Origin of the sequence: Methylomonas sp. DH-1, from assembly GCF_046097555.1 — a bacterium.
GTDB lineage: Bacteria > Pseudomonadota > Gammaproteobacteria > Methylococcales > Methylomonadaceae > Methylomonas > Methylomonas koyamae.
Genome location: NZ_CP143089.1, coordinates 3,911,799 through 3,934,408 on the forward strand (window position 1 = coordinate 3,911,799; position 22,610 = coordinate 3,934,408).

The 22,610-nt window shown below is 53.8% G+C and carries 18 protein-coding genes; 4 read left to right on the forward strand and 14 right to left on the reverse strand.

All coding sequences use genetic code 11. The features are described from left to right. Positions 1–11: 11 nt before the first annotated feature. Positions 12–851 (forward strand): formate dehydrogenase accessory sulfurtransferase FdhD, encoded by an 840-nt coding sequence (gene fdhD, locus VXJ35_RS17890; protein ID WP_064022602.1) that lies wholly within the window; start codon positions 12–14, stop codon positions 849–851. 4 nt (positions 852–855) lie between these two features. Next, the gene (locus VXJ35_RS17895) at positions 856–1,074 is read left to right on the forward strand and encodes a formate dehydrogenase subunit delta (RefSeq protein WP_054762763.1); all 219 of its coding nucleotides are present in this window, start codon (positions 856–858) and stop codon (positions 1,072–1,074) included. Positions 1,075–1,487: 413 nt separating this feature from the next. On the opposite strand, the gene VXJ35_RS17900 is transcribed toward VXJ35_RS17895, so the two are convergent. Next, positions 1,488–2,105 (reverse strand): hypothetical protein, encoded by a 618-nt coding sequence (locus VXJ35_RS17900; protein WP_157198225.1) that lies wholly within the window; start codon positions 2,103–2,105, stop codon positions 1,488–1,490. A 233-nt stretch (positions 2,106–2,338) separates the two neighbouring features. Here VXJ35_RS17900 and VXJ35_RS17905 point away from each other — a divergent pair, with 233 nt between their 5' ends. Together VXJ35_RS17905 and VXJ35_RS17910 are read left to right on the forward strand one after the other, a co-directional pair. Then, positions 2,339–5,077, forward strand: a complete 2,739-nt coding sequence (locus VXJ35_RS17905; RefSeq protein ID WP_064022604.1) for a sensor histidine kinase KdpD — start codon at positions 2,339–2,341, stop codon at positions 5,075–5,077. A 21-nt stretch (positions 5,078–5,098) separates the two neighbouring features. Next, positions 5,099–5,797: a response regulator gene (locus tag VXJ35_RS17910; protein WP_054762757.1), complete on the forward strand. Its 699-nt coding sequence runs from the start codon at positions 5,099–5,101 to the stop codon at positions 5,795–5,797. A 6-nt stretch (positions 5,798–5,803) separates the two neighbouring features. Here the strand turns inward: VXJ35_RS17910 and VXJ35_RS17915 are convergent, their stop codons facing one another. The 13 genes from VXJ35_RS17915 to VXJ35_RS17975 form a co-directional block, all read right to left on the reverse strand. Beyond that, positions 5,804–6,769 carry an outer membrane beta-barrel protein gene (locus VXJ35_RS17915; protein ID WP_269454916.1) on the reverse strand — a complete coding sequence of 322 codons (966 nt, stop codon included), beginning with the start codon at positions 6,767–6,769 and terminating at the stop codon, positions 5,804–5,806. Positions 6,770–6,912: 143 nt separating this feature from the next. After that, positions 6,913–7,887 carry an ExeA family protein gene (locus VXJ35_RS17920; RefSeq protein ID WP_064022605.1) on the reverse strand — a complete coding sequence of 325 codons (975 nt, stop codon included), beginning with the start codon at positions 7,885–7,887 and terminating at the stop codon, positions 6,913–6,915. Then, positions 7,877–9,523: an IS481 family transposase gene (locus VXJ35_RS17925; protein ID WP_197496102.1), complete on the reverse strand. Its 1,647-nt coding sequence runs from the start codon at positions 9,521–9,523 to the stop codon at positions 7,877–7,879. The genes VXJ35_RS17920 and VXJ35_RS17925 overlap by 11 nt, the downstream gene beginning before the upstream one ends. Positions 9,524–9,527: 4 nt before the next feature. Continuing rightward, entirely contained in the window at positions 9,528–10,103 is a 576-nt protein-coding gene (locus tag VXJ35_RS17930) for a recombinase family protein (protein ID WP_064022607.1), read from the reverse strand. Between the two features lie 366 nt (positions 10,104–10,469). Further along, entirely contained in the window at positions 10,470–10,808 is a 339-nt protein-coding gene (locus tag VXJ35_RS17935; RefSeq protein WP_064022608.1) for a hypothetical protein, read from the reverse strand. A 241-nt stretch (positions 10,809–11,049) separates the two neighbouring features. After that, entirely contained in the window at positions 11,050–12,420 is a 1,371-nt protein-coding gene (locus tag VXJ35_RS17940; protein WP_064022609.1) for an HD-GYP domain-containing protein, read from the reverse strand. 1 nt (position 12,421) lies between these two features. Continuing rightward, complete coding sequence (locus VXJ35_RS17945; RefSeq protein ID WP_064022610.1) at positions 12,422–15,127, reverse strand: cation-translocating P-type ATPase; 2,706 nt, start codon at positions 15,125–15,127, stop codon at positions 12,422–12,424. Positions 15,128–15,205: 78 nt separating this feature from the next. Further along, positions 15,206–15,775 (reverse strand): hypothetical protein, encoded by a 570-nt coding sequence (locus VXJ35_RS17950; protein ID WP_064022611.1) that lies wholly within the window; start codon positions 15,773–15,775, stop codon positions 15,206–15,208. A 16-nt stretch (positions 15,776–15,791) separates the two neighbouring features. Then, a complete protein-coding gene (locus tag VXJ35_RS17955) occupies positions 15,792–16,109 on the reverse strand; it encodes a hypothetical protein (RefSeq protein WP_064022612.1) in 318 nt (105 codons plus the stop codon). Between the two features lie 24 nt (positions 16,110–16,133). Continuing rightward, entirely contained in the window at positions 16,134–16,490 is a 357-nt protein-coding gene (locus VXJ35_RS17960; protein WP_064022613.1) for a hypothetical protein, read from the reverse strand. Positions 16,491–16,674: 184 nt separating this feature from the next. Next, positions 16,675–19,812 (reverse strand): efflux RND transporter permease subunit, encoded by a 3,138-nt coding sequence (locus VXJ35_RS17965; RefSeq protein WP_064022614.1) that lies wholly within the window; start codon positions 19,810–19,812, stop codon positions 16,675–16,677. Next, the gene (locus VXJ35_RS17970; RefSeq protein WP_064022615.1) at positions 19,805–21,241 is read right to left on the reverse strand and encodes an efflux RND transporter periplasmic adaptor subunit; all 1,437 of its coding nucleotides are present in this window, start codon (positions 21,239–21,241) and stop codon (positions 19,805–19,807) included. The genes VXJ35_RS17965 and VXJ35_RS17970 overlap by 8 nt, the downstream gene beginning before the upstream one ends. Beyond that, positions 21,234–22,487 (reverse strand): TolC family protein, encoded by a 1,254-nt coding sequence (locus VXJ35_RS17975; RefSeq protein ID WP_064022616.1) that lies wholly within the window; start codon positions 22,485–22,487, stop codon positions 21,234–21,236. Before VXJ35_RS17975 ends, VXJ35_RS17970 begins: the two co-directional genes overlap by 8 nt. Positions 22,488–22,610: the final 123 nt, after the last annotated feature.

Below are 22,610 nucleotides of genomic sequence, written 5' to 3' on the forward strand. Positions count from 1 at the left end.
CAAAACCGCGCATGGATCCAGTACCCGCGGAACTAGGCTGGACCAGCTATCGGACCGGAACGTTCGATAGCTGGCGCGGTCCGGAGCACAGCCGCAAACAGGACTACGTCGCCGAAGAGGTGCCGGTAGTGCTGGTCTACAACACTATACCTCACGTCGTTATGCTGACCACGCCGCTCAATCTGGAAGATTTCGGCCTGGGTTTCAGCCTTACCGAAGGCATCATTCGCCATCCGTCCGAAATACTGTCCATCAAAACTGTTCAGCGCGCCAAAGGCGTCGAAGTACGGATGCAAATTCCGGAGGAACGCTTCAACAATCTGCACGGCAAGGGCAAGAACATGACCGGCCGCACCGGCTGCGGCCTATGCGGCGCCACGACGCTGGAACAAGCCATCCGCCCAACACGAAAGGTTGGAACAGGCTTAGTATTGGATGCATATCGCCTGAGCGCGGCATTCGAAACCATGCGCCAACAACAAGCTTTGAATTTATTGACCGGCGCCGTGCACGCCGCCGCTTGGCTCGATCCCGAACACGGCATTACCGCAGTACGCGAAGACGTCGGCCGCCACAATGCGTTGGACAAGCTGATCGGCGCGTTGGCCAAAAGCGGTTGCGATTTCTCTGCCGGCTGGCTGCTGGTCACCAGCCGGGCCAGTTACGAAATGGTGCAAAAAGCCGCCAGCGTCGGCATCACCTTGCTGGCCGCGATTTCGGCGCCGACCGCATTGGCGATCAGCCTGGCGGAAGATTGCGGGCTGACGCTGGTCGGTTTCACCCGCAACGACAACCATACGATTTACACCCATCCCTTCCGTTTACAACATTTTCAAGAATCAACCGCATAGACCCATGGATAACAGCAATCTGATCAAAATGGCCAACAACATCGGCGCCTTTTTCAAATCCGAGCCGGAACACGATGCGGCCGTAGCCGGTGTGGAACAACACATCCGCAATTTCTGGGAGCCCAGAATGCGCAAACAAATCGTCGAATATATCCAACACGGCGGCAACGAATTGCTCGACATCGTCGCCGAAGCGGTCAAACGCATCGCGCAAAAGCCGTGAGTCAAATATTCATGCGAATGGAAAGATAGAGGGTTCAGCCACGGCCATTCGTATCGGGCTTGTGGCTCGGATCATGGCTGAACGCTTTTCGGGTTAGCGGCATATTTTTGTGCAGAAACCAAACAAAAGCCCTCTAATAATCAAAGTTAATCAATTGGTTACAGCTACCGATCAGACTTCGTTTACCGAGGCGACAATTGGCTTGAGCTGCTCCGCAACATAGGGCATTGGCCTTTGTGTTTTGATTCGGCTGATACAGCCGGATTGCAAAGCGGATACTGCGAACGCAAACAGAACACATCAGCAGCCGACTCGGCAAAAACCTGAAAGGCAAATCCCGCCCATCTGCCGCTGCAGAATCAGCCTTTACACCCGCTCGGCGGAAGCCGGTAGAGTGCAAAGGCTGGCCGAATTTATGCCAAGACAGTCGACTTGCGGCGCCCTTTCGCCAAAAAGCCGAGCACAGCCGTCATCATGAACCACGCCGTGGCTGGCAGAGGCACCGCCGCCGGAGTGCCGCCGGAGCCCGGATAGTCCGAGCTAGCCTGGGAAGCCTTAATGTCGAAGGCGAACAAACGGTGTTCGTTACCGGCACCGTGGTTAGTCGGATCAACAAATGCCAGACTCCAGGAAGTTTGACCCAGCAGACTGATCATGCTGCTAGAGTTTTCGGTGATCCAGCCGGTCGGAGACCACCAACCCAATTGAAAATTGCTGGAACCGAGCAGCGCTCCGGTCGAGTTGCCGGTCTTGATGTCGACATTGACGCCGTTTTGGGTAAAGGTCACAGTCGCGGCATCGAAAAAGCTCAATACCGGATTAATAATGGCGTTGCCTATAGAGCTGCTCAACAAAGCAGTGTCTTCGAAAATACCGAACTTCTCTCCGGTAGGTATGTTCAGCAGCAATGCGTAAGTGTTGGCGAACTGGCTGTCGTTATCGGTAGGTGCCCAGACACTTGCAGAACTAGCATCCGACATGGCCAGCAGACCGGCCACTACGCCCGCTTTGAAAACTTTGGTCACTTGCATGTTATCCATTTCCTATATTTGTTGAAGAGGTTCGCAAATCTTAATTTTTGAGCCATTTGGTTCAATGGTACTGAGGTGTCATGACAAAATTGTCAGACCGCGACGACTCCGAAATACCCGCCGATAGCCCACCCGACTCAACAGCCCGATAACGCCAAATATTTACGAAAATTTTATCGATCTGTTCGTAAACTGGACCGACTTCGGCACATGCCTTGATTTTCGGAACCCATATGCAACATATCCGCCCCGATCCCGATGCACTGTTAGCCCGCGTCGAGCGCGACCAGGCCAGGGCCAAACGCGGCCGGCTGAAGATATTCTTCGGTGCCGCGGCCGGCGTCGGCAAGACCTTTGCGATGCTGTTGGCCGCCCGCGAGCGGCGTGCCGACAATCTGGACGTCGTGGTCGGCGTCGTCGAAACCCACGGCCGCAAGGAAACCCAGGCGCTGCTGGCCGGCCTGGAAACGCTGCCGCTGCGCCGGATCGACTATAAAGGAACGGTGCTGCACGAATTCGACCTGGATGCCGCATTGAAGCGGCGGCCGGCCATCATTTTGGTCGACGAATTAGCGCATTCGAATGTCCCCGGCTGCCGCCACCCGAAACGCTGGCAGGATATCCACGAATTGCTCGAAGCCGGTATCGATGTCTACACCGCGCTAAACGTGCAGCACCTGGAGAGTTTGAACGACGACATCGGCCAAATCTCCGGCATTCGGGTCTGGGAGACGGTGCCGGACACGGTGTTCGAAGACGCCGACGAAGTCGAGCTGGTCGATCTGCCGCCGGACGAATTGTTAAACCGGCTCAAGGAAGGCAAGGTTTATCTGCCGCAACAAGCCCAGGAAGCGGTCAAACATTTCTTCCGCAAAGGCAATCTGATCGCGCTGCGGGAATTGGCTCTGCGTCAGACCGCGAGCCGGGTCGACGCCGAAATGCTGGATTACCGGGAAGACCACGCCATCCGCGAAGTCTGGCAAGTCAGCGAACGGATTCTGGTCTGCATTGGCCCCAACGCCCTGGCCGAGCGCCTGGTGCGCGCCGGCAAACGCCTGGCAACCAGCCTGCGCGCGGAGTGGATCGTGGCCTACGTCGAAACCCCGCAGTTGCAGCGTTTGCCGGCCGAAAAACGCGACGGCGTGCTGCGCATTTTGCGCCTGGCCGAACAGCTCGGCGCCGAAACCGTGACCCTCAGTGCACCGGACATGAGCGAAGCCTTGATCCGCTTTTCCCGGCAACGCAACATCGGCAAAATCGTCATCGGCAAACCCAGCCGGCGCGGCTGGCGGCGCTGGCTATTCGGCTCGGTGGTCGATACCTTGGTTAGCCGGGCCCACAATATCAACCTGTATCTGCTCGGCAGCCCGCAAACGCGGGAGCGCGGCCAAGCTGCCCCGGAACTGGCTTTGTTCGGCAAAAGCCCCCTACCCGGCCTGAAGCAACGCATTCCCAGCAAAACCGCGCGGCGTTACCTGGGCTACCTGTGGGCGTTTGCCGTCAATGCGTTGATTACCGCGGCGGGCTATCTGCTGCTGGGCCGGTTGGAACCGGCCAACTTGATAATGGTGTATTTGCTGGGCGTGATTTTCGTCGCCAGTCGCTTCGGCCGCGGGCCGTCGGTGCTGGCCTCGGTGCTCGGCGTCGGCTGCTTCGACTTATTGTTCGTGCAGCCCTACTACAGTTTTTCGGTGGCCGACAGCCAGTATCTGATCACGCTGTCGGCGATGCTGGCAGTGGGCATCGTCGTCAGCAATCTGACCGCCAACGTACGCTCGCAAGCCAAAGTGGCCGCGCACCGGGAGCGCCGGGCCGCGGCTTTGTATTCGATGAGCCGGGAGCTAGGCAGCAGCCAGAGCGAAACCGACGTGGTGCGGGTTGCGGTCAAGCATTTGTATGCCGAATTCAGCAGCCGCAACGTGATTCTGTTTCCGAATGGCAACGGCCGCATGGTATTTCCGGCAGGAAAAGCCCTCGCCGAATCGTTGTTGGGTGCCGATTTGAGCGTGGCCCAATGGGTATTCGACCATAACGAAATCGCCGGCCAAGGTACCGATACCCTGCCCGGCGCCTCCGCCGTCTACTTCCCGATACATAGCGACGACCAGGTATTGGGCGTACTGGCCTTGCTGCCGGTCAATCTGCGCCGGGTGTTTTTGCCCGAGCAGCAAAAACTGCTGGAAACCTTTTTACGCCAGATCGGCCAGGCCATCGGCCGCATCCGCTTTTCCGAACGCGCCCGTTCCACCCAGATGCAAATGGAAGCGGAGCGTCTGCGCAACTCGCTGCTCAGCGCGATCTCCCACGATTTACGCACGCCGCTGGCAACCATCATCGGTTCGGCCAGCACCATCGCCCATAACCAGCAAAAACTGGCGCCGCAGGACCTGGTCGAACTCGGCCAAGGTATCGTCGACGAAGCCGAACGCATGGCGAATCTGGTCAACAACATCCTCGACATGGCCAAGCTCGAAGCCGGCGTGTTGGAGTTGAACAAGCAATGGTACCCGCTGGAAGAAATCGTGGGCACCGCATTGACCCAGTTGCAAGCCCAACTGGCCGGCCGGCCGGTCACGGTCAAGCTGCCGCCGGGCATACCGATGGTGCTGGCCGATTCGGTCATGATCGAACAGGTGTTGATCAATCTGCTGGAAAACGCAGTACGCTATACCCCGGAGGCCAGCCCGCTGGAAATATCGGCCGAATTCGGCGACAGTTCGGTCGAAATCGCCGTCGCCGACCGCGGCCCCGGCATTCCGCGCGGCATGGAGGAACGCCTGTTCGAGAAGTTCTACCAAGGCCGCCAGGAAACGGCGCAAAGCGGCGTCGGCCTGGGGCTCGCGATCTGCCGCGCCATCGTCGAAATCCACGGCGGCACCATCAGCGCGCGCAACCGGCCGGACGGCGGCGCGCTATTCGTCTTCAAGCTGCCTCTGGACCAGCCGCCACCCGAAGTCGAACCCGAGGAATAACGCTCAACGGAAACCCGCACCATGTCCAAAACCGACCCCGTCATCATCGTCATCGAAGACGATCCGGCCATCCGCCGCTTTCTGCGCACCAGTCTGCACAGCAACGGCTACAAGGTGTTCGATGCCGAGACCGGCAGGCAAGGCCTGGTGGAATTGGGTGTGCGCAAGCCGGATTTGCTGATCCTGGACTTAGGACTACCGGATATGGACGGCGTCGATGTAATCAAGGCGGTAAGGGCTTGGTCTGCGCTACCGATCATCATCCTGTCGGCCAGAAGCGGCGAACAACAGAAAATCGACGCGCTCGATGCCGGGGCCGACGATTACCTGACCAAACCCTTCGGTTTCGGCGAATTGCAGGCGCGGATCCGGGTAGCGCTGCGCCACGCCGTGCGGCCGTCGGACTCGGCGCAAGAGCAAGTATTTACCACCGGCAATTTGCAGGTCGACCTGATCAACCGGGTAGTCAAAGTCGACGACCGGGAAGTACACCTGACGCCGATCCAGTACCGGCTGCTAACGGTATTGGTCAAACATGCCGGCAAGGTGTTAACCCACCAGCAAATCCTGCGCGAGGTCTGGGGTCCCAATTACCAGGAACACGCCCACTACCCGCGGATTTACATGAGCCAACTCCGGCAAAAACTGGAAGCCGACCCGGCCCAGCCCAAACTGCTGCTGACCGAATCCGGGCTGGGTTACCGGCTCAAAGTCTGGTAACCCGGCTTAAAAGGTCACCACCACATCGGCACCAAAAATAAACTGGCTGTCCTTGTTCCGTTCGTCGTAAGCATCGACGCCTTCTGACCAGTCGTAACGCGCTTCCGGGCGCAGCATCAGCCATTTGGCCGGCTTCCAGTTCACGCCGAGCGTCGCCGCATAATAATTGGCCGGCCCGGTCCCCAGCACCGCACAACTGGGGCACATTTGACCCACCCGAACACCGTCGTCATCCCTAAACCATTCGCCGCGCAGGCCCACGCCCACCGTATCGGATACATCGTATTTCAATTGCGAATGGATACCGTACCATTCGGCGTCGGCGAAATTATTCAGCGGGTGTTGTTGTTCGATGCCGTGGTCGTGTTGCAGTACGTAATGCCAGCGTTCGGTAAAGTTATGTTGGAGAACCAGACTGTAAAACGTGCGGTTGTCGCGCTTATTGATACCGGTCTGGCGTTGAAATTCCCGAAGATTGTTGTCGCTGTTGACGTCGCCGGTAATCAGCGTCGCGGTGAACGAGGTTGCCGCATCGTCGCTGGTCCAGGTCGCGCCGCCTAGAAAGTTCCAATTCTCCATGTTTTTGTCGAATCCGTCCCAGGCGCCGTTACCGTCCAGCACACCGTTCAATTTGGTATGGCCGCCAGTCACCGCGCCCAGCGTCACGCTGAGATTTTGATGAACCGGATAGGTGGTAGTCATGCCGAAATGGGTAAATGGTTCGCCGTACTGGAAGGTAGAAGGATGGGTGTAGAAAAAATTGTCCGGCGACAAGCCGGTCTCGTAACCCATGATCGTGTAAAACCGGCCGATGCGCGTGGTCAGGCCCTTGCCTATCGGCGTAAAAATATCCAGGTAAGCGTTCGGAATCGCCAGTTTGTAAAAGCGCTCGTCGGAACCGATCAAGCGATTATCCCAATGTCCGCCGCCGTAGGTGTAACGGCTTGCAATCGAAAACGCGCAAACGTGCAATCAGCGCAATTTTCGACCAGAATTAAATGCAACTGACGGGCATTCAAACCGAGATTATTTGCAACTGAACCAGCAATCATCTGCTCCGACCTGCAATCGTCCGCAGCAAACCAGGATTATTTGCAACTGAAACCATAATGAATTCAGATCGGTAATCCAGCCAGGCGCATACGATCCCGTAGTTCGCTGGCACGGATTGGATCGAGTTGGTTGGCAAACAGGGCTTTGATTTCTGCTGGTTTGGCATCGAAGTTCTGCACCAGTTCGCGCAGACCATATCCTTGGCGGGTGATGGTGGCTTCCATGTCGTCCAAGTGCTTGGATAACACCGTTTCGACCAACTCAGCGCCGACCGGATTTTCACCTGATTGATACCCCGCTTCAAAGGCCTGAGTCAGATGCCATTCAATCTGCAAGGCGGTCCGTAACCGACTTGCCAAGAGGTCAATGGCATCGGCGGTCATCAGCGTTTCCACTCCTTCCTTCTGGCGTTCAGTGCATTGGCCGAGTAACCATTTGATATATTCGCGTTGACTGCCGGTGATGCCGTCCAGCGAGAACATATCGGTACGCAAGCCGATTTCTTCCAATTTGGGGCGGCGCAAATCATTACGCAGCTTGGGCCAACCCGCAAGGACGACTGATAAGCATCCGTCATCACTTTCAATCACTTCCATGAGTCGTTTGATACCGGTGAGGGCATCATCTTTTAGAGCATGAGCATCGTCAATAAATAATGCTACCGGGCGTTTGCCCTTTTTAATCAGCGCCTGTAATTCTCTTTCACGGTCCTCGGATCGGGACGGTATCCTAATCTTCTTTCCCGTGGAAAGATCGTAGAACAGCGCCGCCATCAGTGTGTTCAGTTTAATGTTGTGCTTTTCCACCGCTTGCGAGCGGGAGACGGTGACTTTATTTTCATCTTTCAATTGTTGCTGCAATCGGCGTAATGTGACGGTTTTGCCGCTACCGATGACGCCGTAGAGAACAATAATCCGGCCTTCATGGATAGCGCCGCGAATATTCTTGAACAATTGGCTGTGATGTTCGGTTTCGTAATAACCGGCGCGATTCAGTGGTTTGGTCAGCCCATAATAGTCCATCACTTCAACCCGCATGTTGTCCCCCTTGGGATTCTTGGCATCTAAAATATTCTCGAATACGTGCAAGCACAACGCTTCGTTCGAGAGTTTCAGCAAGCACGCTGTCGATGAAAGCGCGATCATTGGGCGTGAGCTTGGCTAACGGCTTCGCAATGTCATCGGCGATAGCCAGTTTCGCGGCAATCTTACTGGGATAATGGTATTCCTGGCGTTCGGCGTTGAAGGGATGCCGTGGCAAATCTTCCGGCAATGCCGTCGGCTCTTCTAATTGTAAATCTGCGTCACCGGTCAATGCGGCAATGGGTAGCCCGAGTTGATCGGCCAGTTGCCTGATGCGATCAGCCTTTTCATCTATTGCCGTTTTCTTGAACGCCCGATACCGATTAAGGGGAATGGGGCCTGAAATGGGAGCATAAGGCCCGGAGCGTTCGCCATCATATTCGACATAGAGTTCGGTGTCGAATAACCCCCACAACAGCAACACGGTTTCACCAGCCAGTTCCGGTGCGACCTCATAGGCGGTGCCATCCACCGAAACCCGAGCATCAGCCCCGACCTTGTGCCGCTCTGGCTCCCGAGCAAACCGGCAGAACTGTTCCCAGGAACACATTTCGCGAAAACCATTTGCCGGCAAGTTGGCGAGCCAATCTTCCAGCCGTGTGTGAGGTTCGCTCCGGTGCCCCTTCCGGTTGTAGTCCAGCAAATAACGCTGCAACCACAAGTTGGCTTCGGCCTCATTCTGCGGCTGATGGAAATGATAAAGTGTTTCATGTACCTCTTTCACGGTACGAAACGGCCGTTCTACTTTGCCGGTAGCGCGAGCAGTTACCCGACGACCATCTTTCCCGGCTGGCATGTGTGTCTTCCAAATAACACCCAAGGCATCCATCACATTCTGGAATACCCGGCTCTTGGAGACTGGGCCACAATCCATGTAGATCATGTCCGGAATACCTTGAAACGGAAAATCCGGCATGTAGGGTTTGGGGGCCATGGCATTAAACAGAAACCGCAACGCCGATTCAGCATCTTCACCGTAGACACAGCGATATTCCTCATACCCTACGCCACTACGGTCATCGACGATGCTGTATAGCATCAGGGTTGGCGCACCTCGGCTGGGTTCTATCCACAATGGCGCTTTAACATGTTTAAGCTCGGAAGGCGACATATCGAATTGCCAGCAAGCGTTGCTCAATTCAGCCTGGAACCTAACCGCCGGCGGCTGTCGGGTCAAACGCGGTTGATCGAGTTTCCAGTAGCTAAGGTAATGATTTACCGTACTGACACTTAATAAACCCTTGGGAACACGGATAAATCCTTGTGGGGTTTCCAGGCCATAATCTTCCATCAGTTCGATGGCTCGGCGAGTGGAAACATGGCGGCCCTTCTTGTTAGTCGTCCGTAGTTTCAATGCCGCGATGAGTTCGCAGTAGCGCTCCAGTTCTGCTTTCGGCAGCACACGCGGTTTGCCACGGTCGCCGCGCTGGGCGGCCTTGGGTTTGTGTAAATCCCGGAGTGCGCGATAAACCGTGTCGATGGAAACAGCGTAAAGTTCGGCGACGGATTTGATCTGAGTAGTTCGTTCCGGACTTTTGGGCGATAGCCGATCCAGCCGTTGGCGCAATGCCAACAGCGAATCAGTTGGAATGGGACTATGCCGCGTCGCGGGCATTGACACCCTGCTCCGCGAGATAGTTATACAGGGTACTTTTGGAAATCCCCATGATCCGGCAGATTTCCACGATGCTATGTTGACGTTCTTTATAAAGGCGTAACGCTAGCTCGCGTTTTTTAGGATCAAGGAGCTTTGGCCGGCCACCTTGCCGTCCTCGCGCACGCGCTGCCGACAATCCCGCCTGGGTGCGTTCGCGAATTAGGTTGCGTTCGAACTCAGCCAAAGCGCCGAACAGATGAAACACTAACCGGCCACCACTGGTGGTGGTATCAATATTCTCTTGCAGGCTTCGGAGTCCGATACCTTGCTGTTCCAGTTTTTCAACCAGGTGGATCAGATGCTTCAAGGAGCGGCCCAGTCGATCAAGTCGCCAAACCACCAACGTGTCACCTGAGCGGGCTATTTCCATAACACCGGCCAGACCGAGACGCTCGGTACTCGCACCGCTTTGCTGCTCGGTGTAAATCTTTTCGCAACCCGCTTTTTCAAGCGCGTCTCGTTGCAAGTCCAGATTCTGATCATCAGTGGATACCCTGGCATAACCGATCAACATGTTTTCTCTATCCTCTAGTCCAATAAGTCTCAAGATCAGAGTATATCTGGAATTTGTTTCATGGAATAGTTTTATGGACTCTGGAAGCCTTATCAGACGGCGTCAGGAAGTGGAAGGTTGAAAAGTCCAGAAAACGGACGTATTCTGGACTGGTCATTTTTCGAAGCCGGTATCAGCAGCGACTTGGGCGACAAAGACCGACCCCAAGCAGCCGTTCGCCATCCAACTCATCGGCAGTCCTGTTCCATCGTACAGCAGACCGTCAAACCAACGACAGAACTCTTAATAACTGTCCGACTAACAAATTGAACAATATAGTTCAGCGGCTGCTTGCCAAGAAGAATCCTGGCAAGCAGCACAAATCATTTACATCTGGCGATGCATCGCCGCCATACTCAAATTGGCTTCAGCCGCCTTTTCATAGGCATTAATCAACACTCGACAATGACTTACCAAGGTGTCGAGTTGCTTGCCGTAAACATAGCTTTTCGCTTGATATTGGCTAAGCAGTTTTTTGTGCTCTTCAACTTTAAGTTGCAGTTCTTTGGCCGCCTCTTCGTAATGTTTCGCCAATGCCTCGTGATCAGCTTTGGTCGTTGCGCTTTGAACGGCTTGAGTCATATCCATCGGATGCGGGTTCATCTCACTACATGCCACTAAGATGCCAGCACCTAACAATAAGGTAATCAATAGTTTTGTTTTCATAGATTTTCTCCAGATTTAGTTGTTATTAATCGTTAATTTCGTCCTGTTTTTATAGCTCATGGAGTGATGAAAAATTAGAAATGACATCAATCCATTCTATAAATCTTTATATTTCAAGCACAAATAGTGCCATTATTAAAATCAATGAGTTAAATTCGTCTTTACATACTCTCACGGCTGATTGCGCAATACTGGTGCAAACAAAGGTGTTGCCGCACCGTATTGGGTCAATTTCCTAAGCCTATGTGCGTGCAACTTCATATCTTGCCTTTCGAGCCTTAAACGCAGTGTTCAAAAAGTGTTCGCCAACAAGGCGTTGCAGCATTGCTTCCAGTTGAGATTCGTCTAAATCATTCACCTCTTGATGAAGACTCGGAGCAATCTTGGCAAAAATCGTTACCAGTTGAGGGTCAAAGTGGCTGCCACCCTCTTTAGTGAGCTTGGTAATAGCATCGACCGCTGGCCACGCGTCCTTGTACGGACGGTGCGAGGTCAGCGCATCAAACACGTCCCCGATAGCGAATATTCGCGCGTTCAGAGGAATGGCATCCCCTTTAAGGCCTTGCAGATACCCGCTGCCGTCATATTTCTCATGATGAAACTCCACGACATCCCGCGCACCGGTTAACCAGTGCGATTTGTTTAGAATTTCCACGCCTAATGCCACATGCGTTTTCATGACCTCGAATTCATCCACTGTCAGTTTTTCCGGTTTCAGTAAAATCGGATCGCGGATGCCGATCTTGCCGACATCATGTAAAAAAGCCCCTGCAATGAGATCGCGCATATTTTCTTCAGGCAGCCCAATCGCTTCGCCAAGCCGCAGTGCGTAATAAGTCACCCGATAGTTATGATGGTTAGTTTCCGAATCGCGTTCTGCAATGGCACAGCCCAGTACATTCATCAGTTCAAGATTGCCTTGTAAGAGTTCGCCGGAAAGCCTAATGACGCCTCGATTGAGGGTCAGGACAATCGGATACATCAAGAGGCTGGTAAAGAAAATGCCTAGCGTCACGAAGGCCAGCATGCGGATTAGGTTTTGCTTCAACGCGGCAAACGTTTCCGGATCAACCTGATAAACGCCCTCGAAATAACCCATCGGCGAATCCTGTTCGCCACGTAGCGGAACCAGTGTCACTAGCCACAACTGCCCCCGAATAAAATGTAGGTCATGCGTAAACTCGTCGACCTTTGGAAATTGATGGCGATATTGATCGATGAACTGCTCGACCACTTCCTGCCCTTGTCGAACAACTTCGAGTTTTAACTGTTCGTTGCGGTCATACAATTCGACAATCAGAAAATGCTGGCTCACCAGTTGTTCAGCCAGTAGCCTCAGATGTACGGTTGATGGGGTATCGAGTTGTTCCAGGTTATGGGCCGATGCCCCGCTGAATATCGCTGATTCCTTCAACGCAAGGGCATGAACCAATTGCTCGGCCCTCTTAATTTCCAGCCATAAAATGGAACCGCCTACTGTTACGCTCAGGAACAACCAACCCAAAAACAATCGAGCCAGAATTTTTCGGTGAATAAAGCGATTGGTGGACATCGCTTGGGGCGATTTCACTCTGTTAGGCTGGCGGCGGCGTGATTGCTCGGTTTTCATCATTCTAAGCAATTTTTTTGGCTCGATTGAGCAGGATTTTTCTGAGTTCTAAGATTGTCAAGGGTATAAATCCAACCCCGATCCAGACTACACACTGATGCAACGACACCGATTTGATCTGAAACAGGGCCTGTAGCATCGAAACATGGTGTATCGCCAACTGTAAGCCGAAACACACGGCGACAATCAGAAACAAGCGTAGATTGGAGAACAAGCCGATTTGCCAGATGACGCGCTGTTCGCTTCGCGCACCGAAGGCGCGCAGCAAACCGGTAATCACCAGAGCGGTAAAGGCGGCATCGCGAGCTTGATCAAGCGTATTGCCAACCACATGCAGTTCATAGGCAAACACGCCCAGCGTGACGCTTGCGGCCAATATACCGGTGAATAACGTCAGATAAAACAAATTCCGATTGAGTAACTGGGATTGCGTTCTTCGTGGTGGGCGATTCAATACCCCTGGATCGATCGGATCGGTGGAGAGCGCCAAAGCTGCAAAACCATCGGTAACCAAGTTGATCCACAAAAGATGTAACGGTAAAAGCGGTAATGGCCAACCCAGCAGCACCGCCCCCAACATCACCAACAATTCGCCGGTACTACTGCCCAGCAGATAAGCTAGCGTTTTGGCGATGTTGTCATAAATGCCGCGTCCTTCTTCGACGGCGGCGACAATGGAAGCAAAATTATCATCGGCAACAATCATGTCGGCGGCTTCTTTGGTCACTTCAGTACCGGTAATGCCCATAGCGATTCCGATGGACGCCTCTTTGATAGCCGGCGCATCGTTCACGCCGTCTCCCGTCATCGCGACAACCGCCCCAGTCGCTTTCCATGCCCGCACAATACGCAGTTTATGCTCGGCTGTTACCCGTGCATACACCGAAACATGCGGTACGCGTTCCTTTAACTCAGCATCGTCCAAGTGGTCTATCTCGGTACCAATCAGAACTTCATCGCCCTTATCCATAATCCCTAATTCGCAGCCAATAGTTCGCGCAGTATCAGGGTGGTCGCCGGTGATCATCACCGTTTTGATCCCTGCCCGTTTGCATTTGCTGACGGCCTCTCTGGCTTCACCACGCGGCGGGTCCTGTAAGCCGACGAGTCCCAACAAAATAAGCTGCTGTTCGATCTCGACATCACTGCTGAACACGCCCGCGCCGAAATGGATGCCCTCTAGTGGACGCTCTGCCACGGCCAGCACTCGCAAAGCATCGTTGGCCAGTAAGCGATTGGCCTGAAACAAATGCGTGCGGTCGATTTCAGTCAACGCCCTGACACCTTGGTCGGTACGAATCAACGTGCAACGGCTAAGAACGACTTCGGGAGCACCTTTGACAAAGGCCCAGGGGAAATTAGCCTGACGACGGATAACGCTCATACGTTTGCGGTCAGAATCAAAAGGGATCACCGCCAAACGCGGCATGTCCGTTTCTATGGCAGACCGGGTAATATTCGCTTTCGCGGCGACCACCAATAACGCCCCCTCGGTAGGATCGCCTACTACAGTAGATCGACCATCGATTAGCGTGAGTTCGGCATCGTTGCATGCCGCCGATGCTCGCAGCAAGGCGAATAATTCGGGGCTTTCCGAGGGGATGCTTTCCACGTTGCCGGAGAAAAATGTGCCTTCCGTGGCGTAACCTTCACCGGTAACACGATAGAGGTTTTTCGAGGTAACCAACTTGCGGGCCGTCATTTCACCCATCGTCAGCGTGCCGGTCTTATCGGTACAAATCACCTGCGCACGGCCTAATGTTTCGACCGAAGCCAAGCGTCGTACCAAGGCATGCCGTTGAACCATCCGTTGCACGCCTAATGCCAGCGCAATCGTTACCACCGCTGGCAACCCTTCGGGAATCGCCGCGACGGCAAGACTCACCGAACTTAGGAACAGCTCAAAGGGGGCGATGCCACGCCATACTCCCAGACCGAAAATCAAGCCGACGATGCCGAAACACGCCATCAACAAAAGGCGTCCAACCCGTTCCAGTTGGCGTTGTAATGGTGTTTCTCCACTTTCGGCCGATTCGAGCAGTTTCGCGATGCGACCAAGTTCGGTTTCCATGCCGGTGTTAACCACCACCGCGTGAGCGGAACCTCCCGTCACACTGGTACCGAGAAAAACCATATTGCTTCGCTCAGCCAATGGTGTGTCCAATACCAAACTAACGGTAAACTTAGCCACGGCTTGTGATTCCCCTGTGAGCGGGGCTTCATTGACACGAAACACGGAGGCTTGAATAAGGCGAGCATCCGCTGCAACCAAATCGCCCGCTTCGAGTAACAGTAAATCTCCCGGAACGACTTCAGTGGTTGTAATCACCAAACTATGGCCATCCCGAATCACTCGGCAATGCGGCGCTGTTAAACGAACGAGTGCGGCGGCCGCTTTCTCGGCCCGATACTCCTGGAGAAAGCCAATTATTGCATTCAAGATCACGATAGCGATGATGGCAATACCGTCGATAACTTCACCGAGTGCGACGGAAACAGCCGCTGCACCAATCAGCACCCAAATAACGAGACTTCTAAACTGACTGATAAAAATCAGCAAAGCCGAAAAGCGCTTGCCCTTATGCAGCTTATTTTGCCCATATCGAGCCAGTCGATGTTTCGCTTCTTCGGTGGAAAGTCCCTGTTCCATATCGGTCGCAAGCAGACCTGCGGTTTCGATTGCTGATAACTTGTGCCATGTGTTCGTCATAACACACCTCCCCCTAACATTATCGGTAACAGAAGGGATAACGACCGGTGGCAGCTAGAGATTATCAAAGCAGGCCTCCTATTCCGGAATGCTGGCTAACAATGAATCCACTGCGGCAGAAACCGCTAGATCGACCCTGTTATCGTTGATTAACCCGTCCAATATCCCGCCATCCCCGACCAAACAAATCGTACTGTCCCGCCATAGCTGCAAGCCCTTCTCTTTGTCATATAGAAAGCCTGCCACTTCCACCTTATCGTTGCTGCCAACCACATTGAGATCAATCAGGGCTAAGACCATGATCCAGCGTGCATCCGGCGGACCAAGGCGTTTTATCACGGCAGGATCGGCGGCCCGTAGACTATCGTTGGTCAGGGTAGCGCTCTCACGCGAATCACTCAGGACCACCGGGTATCCTTTCCGCTTCAGGATCGTTGCCGCCTTTTGGCGCAAGGGTTCTTCGAGATGTGCCGCGACATGCTTGTCGATTCGTGCATCAACGGCTGGCAGCAGCGTAATATAACCGATGGATTTGGGCATCAATTCCGAAGCCCGGTAGAATGCGGGCTGGGTAACGGCACACCCTTCCAGCAAGAAAAGCACACCGACGAATGCGATTAGAATTGGTTTATGCCAACGGATAGTCATAGCTCTTCCCCCCTCGCTATTTCTGGCGATGCAGATTTGCCATCTCTAAATTTTCTTCAGCCGCTTTTTCGTAGGCATTGATCAATGATTGGCAATGTTCTTTAAACCCTTCGGCTTGCCGGCCGTAAAGATAGCTTTTTGCCTGGTATTGGCTCAAAAGCAGCTTGTGTTCTTGGACCTTGACCTGCATCTCCTTAGCGGTTTCTTCATAGTGTTTAACCAAAGCCTCATGCTGTACGGCCAGGTCCAAATCCATCGAATGCGGAGTTATTTCGCTACAGGCGACTAGTAAGCCGGTCGTTAAAAGCAAAGTGATCAGTAATTTTGTTTTCATAGGTGATGTCCTGAGAAACCGATTTTAGTTTAGTAATCCAGAAGCCATTTGACGGTGTAGTCGGGCCATTTCTAAGTTCTCTTGCTCGGAATTAGCATATATTTTGATCAGTTGTAAACAATGTGCTTCGAATTGAGCATATTGCTCATCTGCTTTTGAAAGAATTGCTTGATATTCCCCCAATTGTTTTTTGTGGTCATCGGACTTCGCTTTCATTTCATAGGCTATTTGTTCGTAATGAACGGCCAGTGCTTCGTGGTCTGTCTTTGTTTTCGCGTTATGAATGGCTACGACCATGTCCATGGGATGAGAAGCCAACTGGGCGCAGCCCACCAACAATCCCAGCATTGTGAAAATCAATAACAGTTTCATAATGTTCATAGTAAATCTCCTTAAATAAAGTCCTGTTTTCGAGGATGGAAGCACATTAAAATTGGTCGTTAGTTAGGTTTTTCGTTTTCATACACTTAATTTAAAGCTCTGCCATAGGCGGAGCGCGATGTGTTGCTAGCTATAAAAACGCCGGCAACAAAATCGGTTTAGATCGTTTTAGGTTTCCCCTTGGTTATCGAAACCGCTCTTGAAACTGCAACACCAGGCTGTAAATCACCGGGAACACCAAAAGGCTTAATATTAATACGGTGAGCATGCCTCCCAGCGCGGGAGCAGCGATGCGTTGGGTAACATCCGCGCCGGTGCCGGTCGCCGTCATGATGGGTATCAAGCCGATGATGTTGGCCAGCGAGGTAATGGCTACCGGCCGGACGCGCAACGCCGTCGCGGCTTCGCTGGCCATTCGGATTTCCTTAGCAGTCAGTGGTGCCTGTTTTTGCGCCCTAAGCTTATCGATTTCTATATCGATAAAGCTCAGCACCATCACCCCGGTTTCCGCCGCCGTACCCGCCAGCGCGATCAGGCCGACATAGACGGTAATCGACAGGTTGTAGCCCAGCCAATAGACGAACCAGATACCGCCAATCAGGCTGAAAGGAATCGCCAGCATCACAATGGTAGGTTCGGTGATATTGCGAAAAGCGGTGTACAACAGGATGAAAATCAGTAGCAAGGTGATGGGTATGACGATGCGTAGCCTTTCCGCAGCCCGCTGCATGTATTCAAACTGGCCCGACCACGTCACGGTATAACCGGCGGGCAACGTGACTTTTTCGGCTAACGTCTTTTTCGCCTGTTCGACGTAGCCGCCGATGTCGGAGGTTTTAAGATCGACATAAATCCAGGCATTGGGCCGCGCATCCTCGGTTTTGATCACGTCGGTACCGCGCTTGAAATCGATGTTCGCCACCGTCGTCAACGGGATTTGGCTACCGGTCGGTGTCGGAATCAACACCCGGCGAAGCGCTTCCAAATTGTCACGCAAATCGCGCGGATACCTGAGATTGACCGGATACCGCTCCAGACCTTCCACGGTCTCGGTGATGTTCATGCCGCCAATCGCGCTTTGGATTACATCCTGTACGTCGCCGACCGTTAAGCCGTAACGCGCGGCGGCTTCGCGGTTGATCTCGAAATCCAGGAAATAGCCACCGACCGCCCGGTCGCCGTAGGCTGATAGCGTGTCCGGCAAGGTTTTCATCGCCTGCTCGATTTGCAAGGACAGGGATTGCAGCACGTTCAGGTCGGGACCGGAGACCTTGATGCCGACCGGCGTCTTGATGCCGGTAGAGAGCATGTCGATGCGAGTCTTGATGGGCATGGTCCAAGCGTTGGCCAATCCCGGAAAATGAATGGCCTTATCCATGTCATCCATCACTTGCCGCGTGGTCTTGTTCGGGTCTGGCCATTGATCGCGCGGTTTAAGCTGGATGGTGGTTTCCACCATCATCAACGGTGCCGAATCGGTGGCGGTTTCCGCCCGGCCGATCTTGCCGAACACATGATGCACTTCCGGAAAGGTCTTGATGATCTTGTCGGTCTGCTGCAAGACTTCCCTGGCTTTGGTGATGGAGATGCCCGGAAAGGTGGTGGGCATATATAAAATATCGCCTTCATCCAGGGGCGGCATGAATTCACTGCCCAATTGGGATAAAGGATAAAAGGTCGAGGCCATCAACAGCAGCGCCACGACCAGCGTGGCACCTCGCCAGCGCATCGCTATCCTTAAGACCGGTGAATGGATGGCATGCAGGAATCGATTAATCGGATTTTTTTGCTCAGGAATGATCTTGCCGCGCACGAAATACCCCATCAACACCGGCACCAAGGTGATGGTCAGGATCGCGGCGGCGGCCATTGCATAGGTCTTGGTGTACGCCAATGGGCTGAATAAACGGCCTTCCTGGGCTTCCATGGTAATGATGGGCAAAAAGGACACGGTAATCACCAGCAAGGACGAAAACAAACCGGAGCCGACTTCGCGGGACGCATTGCCGATGGCTTCCCAGCGTTCCTGTGAAGTCAACTTGGCTTGTTTTTTTTCGGCCGCTTCGGCCAGGTGTTTATGAGCGTTTTCCACCATCACCACGCCGCCATCGACCATATCGCCAATCGCCAGCGCGATGCCGCCCAAGGACATGATGTTGGCGTTCATGCCTTGCCATTTCATGACGATAAAGGCCATCAGGATGCCTAAGGGCAAGGTGAGCACGATCACCAAGGATGAACGCAGGTGCAGCAAAAACAAGGCGACCAAGGCGCAGACGATGATCAGCTCCTGGCTTAATGCCTCTTTCAAGGTGTCCACCGCTCGCTCGATCAAACTGCCCCGGTCGTAGACCGGGACGATTTCCACGCCTTCCGGCAGGCCTTTTTTCAGTTCATCCAGCTTCGCCCGCACGTCCTCGATGGTGGCCAGGGCGTTTTCACCGAAACGCATCACCACCACGCCGCCGGCCACTTCGCCTTCGCCGTTCAATTCGGTGACGCCGCGCCGTAATTCCGGGCCAATCTGCACATGGGCGACATCCTGCAAGCGGACGGGCGTGCCGTTGGCATCGACACCCACCGGTATGGTGTTCAGGTCGTTGATCGATTTGATGTAGCCCAAGCCCCTGACCATGTGCTCGGTTTCGCCGAGCTCCAGTAAACGGCCACCCACGTCGTTGTTGGAGCGTTTGATGGCCATCATCACCGTGGATAACGGGATCTCATAGGCCTGCAACGCATTGGGATCGACTTCCACTTGGTATTGTTTAACGTAGCCGCCGACCGAGGCCACCTCGGATACGCCGGGCACGGTCTGCAAGGGATAGCGTAAATACCAGTCCTGAATCGAGCGCAGTTGCGCTAGGTCATGCTTGCCGGTCTTGTCCACCAGCACATATTCGTAAACCCAGCCAACGCCGGTCGCATCCGGACCCAATGCTGGCGTGACGCTTTGCGGCAGGCGGTTTTTCACATAGTTGAGGTATTCCAGCACCCGAGACCTGGCCCAATACATATCGGTGCCGTCTTCGAAAATGACATAGACGAACGACAAGCCAAAGAAGGAATAACCGCGTACCACCTTGGCATGCGGCACGGCCAGCATGGCGGTGGTCAAGGGATAAGTCACCTGGTTTTCGACCACCTGCGGCGACTGGTCGGCATAGTCGGTGAAGATGATCACCTGCACATCCGATAAATCCGGGATGGCGTCCAGCGGCATGTTCTTGAACGACCAAATCCCGCCGATGGCCAGAATAATCGCCCCCAGCAACACCATGAAGCGGTCCTTCAAGACGCTATTGATGATGAAATCAGTCATGGCGATGCGCTCCCTGCTCGATCTGCAAACGGCTCGGCTCGGATGCCGGCGTCGCCGAAGGCTCCATCATTTTGGATGTGGCTTCGTTCAGCTTGGATTCCGAATCGATCAAAAATTGCGCCGAGGTCACCACTTCCTCGCCGACACCGAGGCCTTGAAGAATCGAGACATCGCCGTTGGACGCCAAACCGACTGTCACCGCACGGGGTTCAAACTTGCCGGGGGCTCGCACCACGAAAACCTGGGTATGCGCACCGGAACGCACCACCGCTTCCGAGGGAATCACGATGGCATCGACCTGTTTGCCGGCCAATATCGTCACTTCGGCAAACATATCGGGTTTTAACAACAAACCTGGATTATCGAAGGCCAAACGCACTTTGATAGTCCGCGTCTTGGCTTCGGCATACGGATAGATAAAGGTCAGATGGCCCTTGAACGTGCGCCCCGGGATACCGGCCAATTGCATATCGACCGGGTCGCCTTCTTTCACCCAGGGCAGTTCGTATTCGTAAATTTCCGCGTACACCCAGACTTTGGATAGGTCGGCGATCATGTACAGTTCGGTTTCCGGCGTCACATACTGTCCTTCACGGGCACCGATGTTGATGACGATACCGTCCGCCGGCGTATGGATATGCAGGCTTTTTTTGATGGACCGGCTGTCGGTCAGTTCATGCAACTGATGCTCGGGCACATCCAGCAATTTCAAACGTTCTCGGGAGCTTTTCACCAGTTCTTCCGCACCACGGCGGATGTCTTCGATGGGACTTTTTTCCAGAACTTTGAGATTATTGATGGCCAATACGTATTCCTGTTGGCTGGCCACCAACTGCGGCGAATAGATGCTCAACAGTTCTTGATTCTTCCTGACTTGTTCACCGGTCTTGTCCGCATGCAAGGTTTCGATCCAGCCTTCGGTTTTGGGGTGCAGGCGAACGATACGTTCTTCGTCATAGGCCACCCGGCCGACGGCTCGAACCACATGCGAGAGCAAGGTCTTTTTGGCAAATGCGGTGCGCACACCGATGTTTTGCACAGTGGCTGCATCAATTTTTACTTCACCAGCCGACTCGTCGGTTTTATCCTCCTCGTCCGCATACACAGGCAGATAATCCATCCCCATGTTGTCCTTAGCGGGCACAGGCGACGTCACCGATGGATTCATCGGATTGCGGTAAAACAAAATTTTGGGTTGTTTGGGCGCATTATCCTCGGCATACACCGGTTCATAGTCCATGCCCATGGCATCCTTGGCGGGTACCGGGGAAGTTGCCGATGGATTCATGGCACTTCTGTAAAATAAAGGCTTCCTGCCCTCAGTCGATTGCACCGCCGATTCCTGTTTGGATTGCTGAGCCAACCAATAACCGCCCGCCAAGCCTATTCCCAGCGTTACCGTAGCCGTTAACAAAAGCTGCTTATTCATAAATATCGTCCTCGCCCACATTCGCGCACAGTTGCGCCAATGCCTGTTGGGCTTCAGTAAAGGCTTTCCAGTATTGGGTTTCGTATTCGAACAAGGTGATCTGGCTGCGCACCAGATTCAAAAAATCGACCTTGTTGACCTGATAGCCGGCCAGCATCGAGGCGACAGTCTGCCGGGCTTGCGGAATGATGCCGGTATCGAACAATACGAATTGCTGTTTGGCCCGCTGGTAATCGCTGTGACTTTGGGTAATTTCAGAGCGAACCGCGTTCCATCGATCTTGCAGTGCGTAGCGTTGTTGCATGAGTTCACTGGTACGCTGATCGACAGCTTTGGCTTGTTTGCTGGCGGCAAAAATCGGCACGTTCATACTGACGCCCAAGCTCAGCAAATCCGAACGCTGGGTGCCGTCGAGCATATTATTGCGGGCGCCATATGCCGCTTCGACGTTGAAATCCGGTAGAAAATCTTTATGCGCCAGTTCCAGTTTCGATTGCGCCGCATGGATGCTTTGGCGGTCGCTTTCCAACATCGGCCTTGAGGTTTCCGCTTGTTGATAGAGACGGTCTTCCCGCCTGATTTCCGGTAGATGTATTGACAGCGTGGCGGGTAATTGCACGGGGTTGTTGGCAGGTTGATCCAACAGTGCATTGAGTTTGGCGACGGTACTGCGTCGCATGCCATCAAGGCTGATCTTTTGATCCAATAGCTTGGAGAGTTCCAGTTGGGCTAGCAATACGTCCTGTTGCAAGCCTTCGCCCACTTCGTATTTGCTGCGAGCGATGTCGACGAATTGTTGCAATAATTTGTGATTGTTATCGACAATCTCCAGCGTCCGATCCAGATAAAAAACCTGCCACCACAGCGTTTTGACATCACTGAGCAAACGCAGGCGCAATTCATCGGCATTCAGCGTGGCGGATTCCGCTTCATAGATGGCCGCCTGCTCGCGTAGCGCCAATTTGCCGGGAAAGGGAATTCCTTGAGAAAGCCCGAAACCGATTTGTGTCATGTCCTCTTGCCGGGTACTAAAGCTATTGGTTGGCAAGCTCATCGCATTGAAGCTGATTTGCGGGTCGGGCAGGCTGCCTTCCTGCGACGGTATGGCGGCCATCGCCTTGGCACGGGCCAGGGTTTGCGCCAGGTCAGGATTGTCCTGAACGACTTTTTGGGTGGCCGCCTCAAGCGTCAATAGCGGTTGCTCATCAGCGGCGGCCATGCGGCAGACGATAAACAGCGTCGCCATCAGCAGACGCCTTGATTGAAAAAAGGATGACATGATGATCCTCGTAAACTCGTGATAACCACGACGAACCAACAACAGCCGGACTTTGGCCGATGTTGATCGTCATCAGGGCGGGCGGTTATT

Excerpts from the sequence above, each read along its gene's own strand:
- VXJ35_RS17895 (WP_054762763.1), top strand. The coding sequence starts at position 856 with ATGGATAACAGCAATCTGATCAAAATGGCCAACAACATCGGCGCCTTT.
- VXJ35_RS17920 (WP_064022605.1), bottom strand. The coding sequence starts at position 7,887 with ATGCGGGTTGAAGTGATGGACTATTATGGGCTGACCAAACCACTGAAT.
- VXJ35_RS17940 (WP_064022609.1), bottom strand. The coding sequence starts at position 12,420 with ATGATGAAAACCGAGCAATCACGCCGCCGCCAGCCTAACAGAGTGAAA.
- VXJ35_RS17935 (WP_064022608.1), bottom strand. The coding sequence starts at position 10,808 with ATGAAAACAAAACTATTGATTACCTTATTGTTAGGTGCTGGCATCTTA.
- VXJ35_RS17910 (WP_054762757.1), top strand. The coding sequence starts at position 5,099 with ATGTCCAAAACCGACCCCGTCATCATCGTCATCGAAGACGATCCGGCC.
- VXJ35_RS17930 (WP_064022607.1), bottom strand. The coding sequence starts at position 10,103 with ATGTTGATCGGTTATGCCAGGGTATCCACTGATGATCAGAATCTGGAC.
- VXJ35_RS17955 (WP_064022612.1), bottom strand. The coding sequence starts at position 16,109 with ATGAAAACAAAATTACTGATCACTTTGCTTTTAACGACCGGCTTACTA.
- VXJ35_RS17945 (WP_064022610.1), bottom strand. The coding sequence starts at position 15,127 with ATGACGAACACATGGCACAAGTTATCAGCAATCGAAACCGCAGGTCTG.
- VXJ35_RS17975 (WP_064022616.1), bottom strand. The coding sequence starts at position 22,487 with ATGGCGACGCTGTTTATCGTCTGCCGCATGGCCGCCGCTGATGAGCAA.
- VXJ35_RS17900 (WP_157198225.1), bottom strand. The coding sequence starts at position 2,105 with ATGCAAGTGACCAAAGTTTTCAAAGCGGGCGTAGTGGCCGGTCTGCTG.
- VXJ35_RS17950 (WP_064022611.1), bottom strand. The coding sequence starts at position 15,775 with ATGACTATCCGTTGGCATAAACCAATTCTAATCGCATTCGTCGGTGTG.
- VXJ35_RS17965 (WP_064022614.1), bottom strand. The coding sequence starts at position 19,812 with ATGACTGATTTCATCATCAATAGCGTCTTGAAGGACCGCTTCATGGTG.
- fdhD (WP_064022602.1), top strand. The coding sequence starts at position 12 with ATGGATCCAGTACCCGCGGAACTAGGCTGGACCAGCTATCGGACCGGA.
- VXJ35_RS17970 (WP_064022615.1), bottom strand. The coding sequence starts at position 21,241 with ATGAATAAGCAGCTTTTGTTAACGGCTACGGTAACGCTGGGAATAGGC.
- VXJ35_RS17905 (WP_064022604.1), top strand. The coding sequence starts at position 2,339 with ATGCAACATATCCGCCCCGATCCCGATGCACTGTTAGCCCGCGTCGAG.
- VXJ35_RS17960 (WP_064022613.1), bottom strand. The coding sequence starts at position 16,490 with ATGAACATTATGAAACTGTTATTGATTTTCACAATGCTGGGATTGTTG.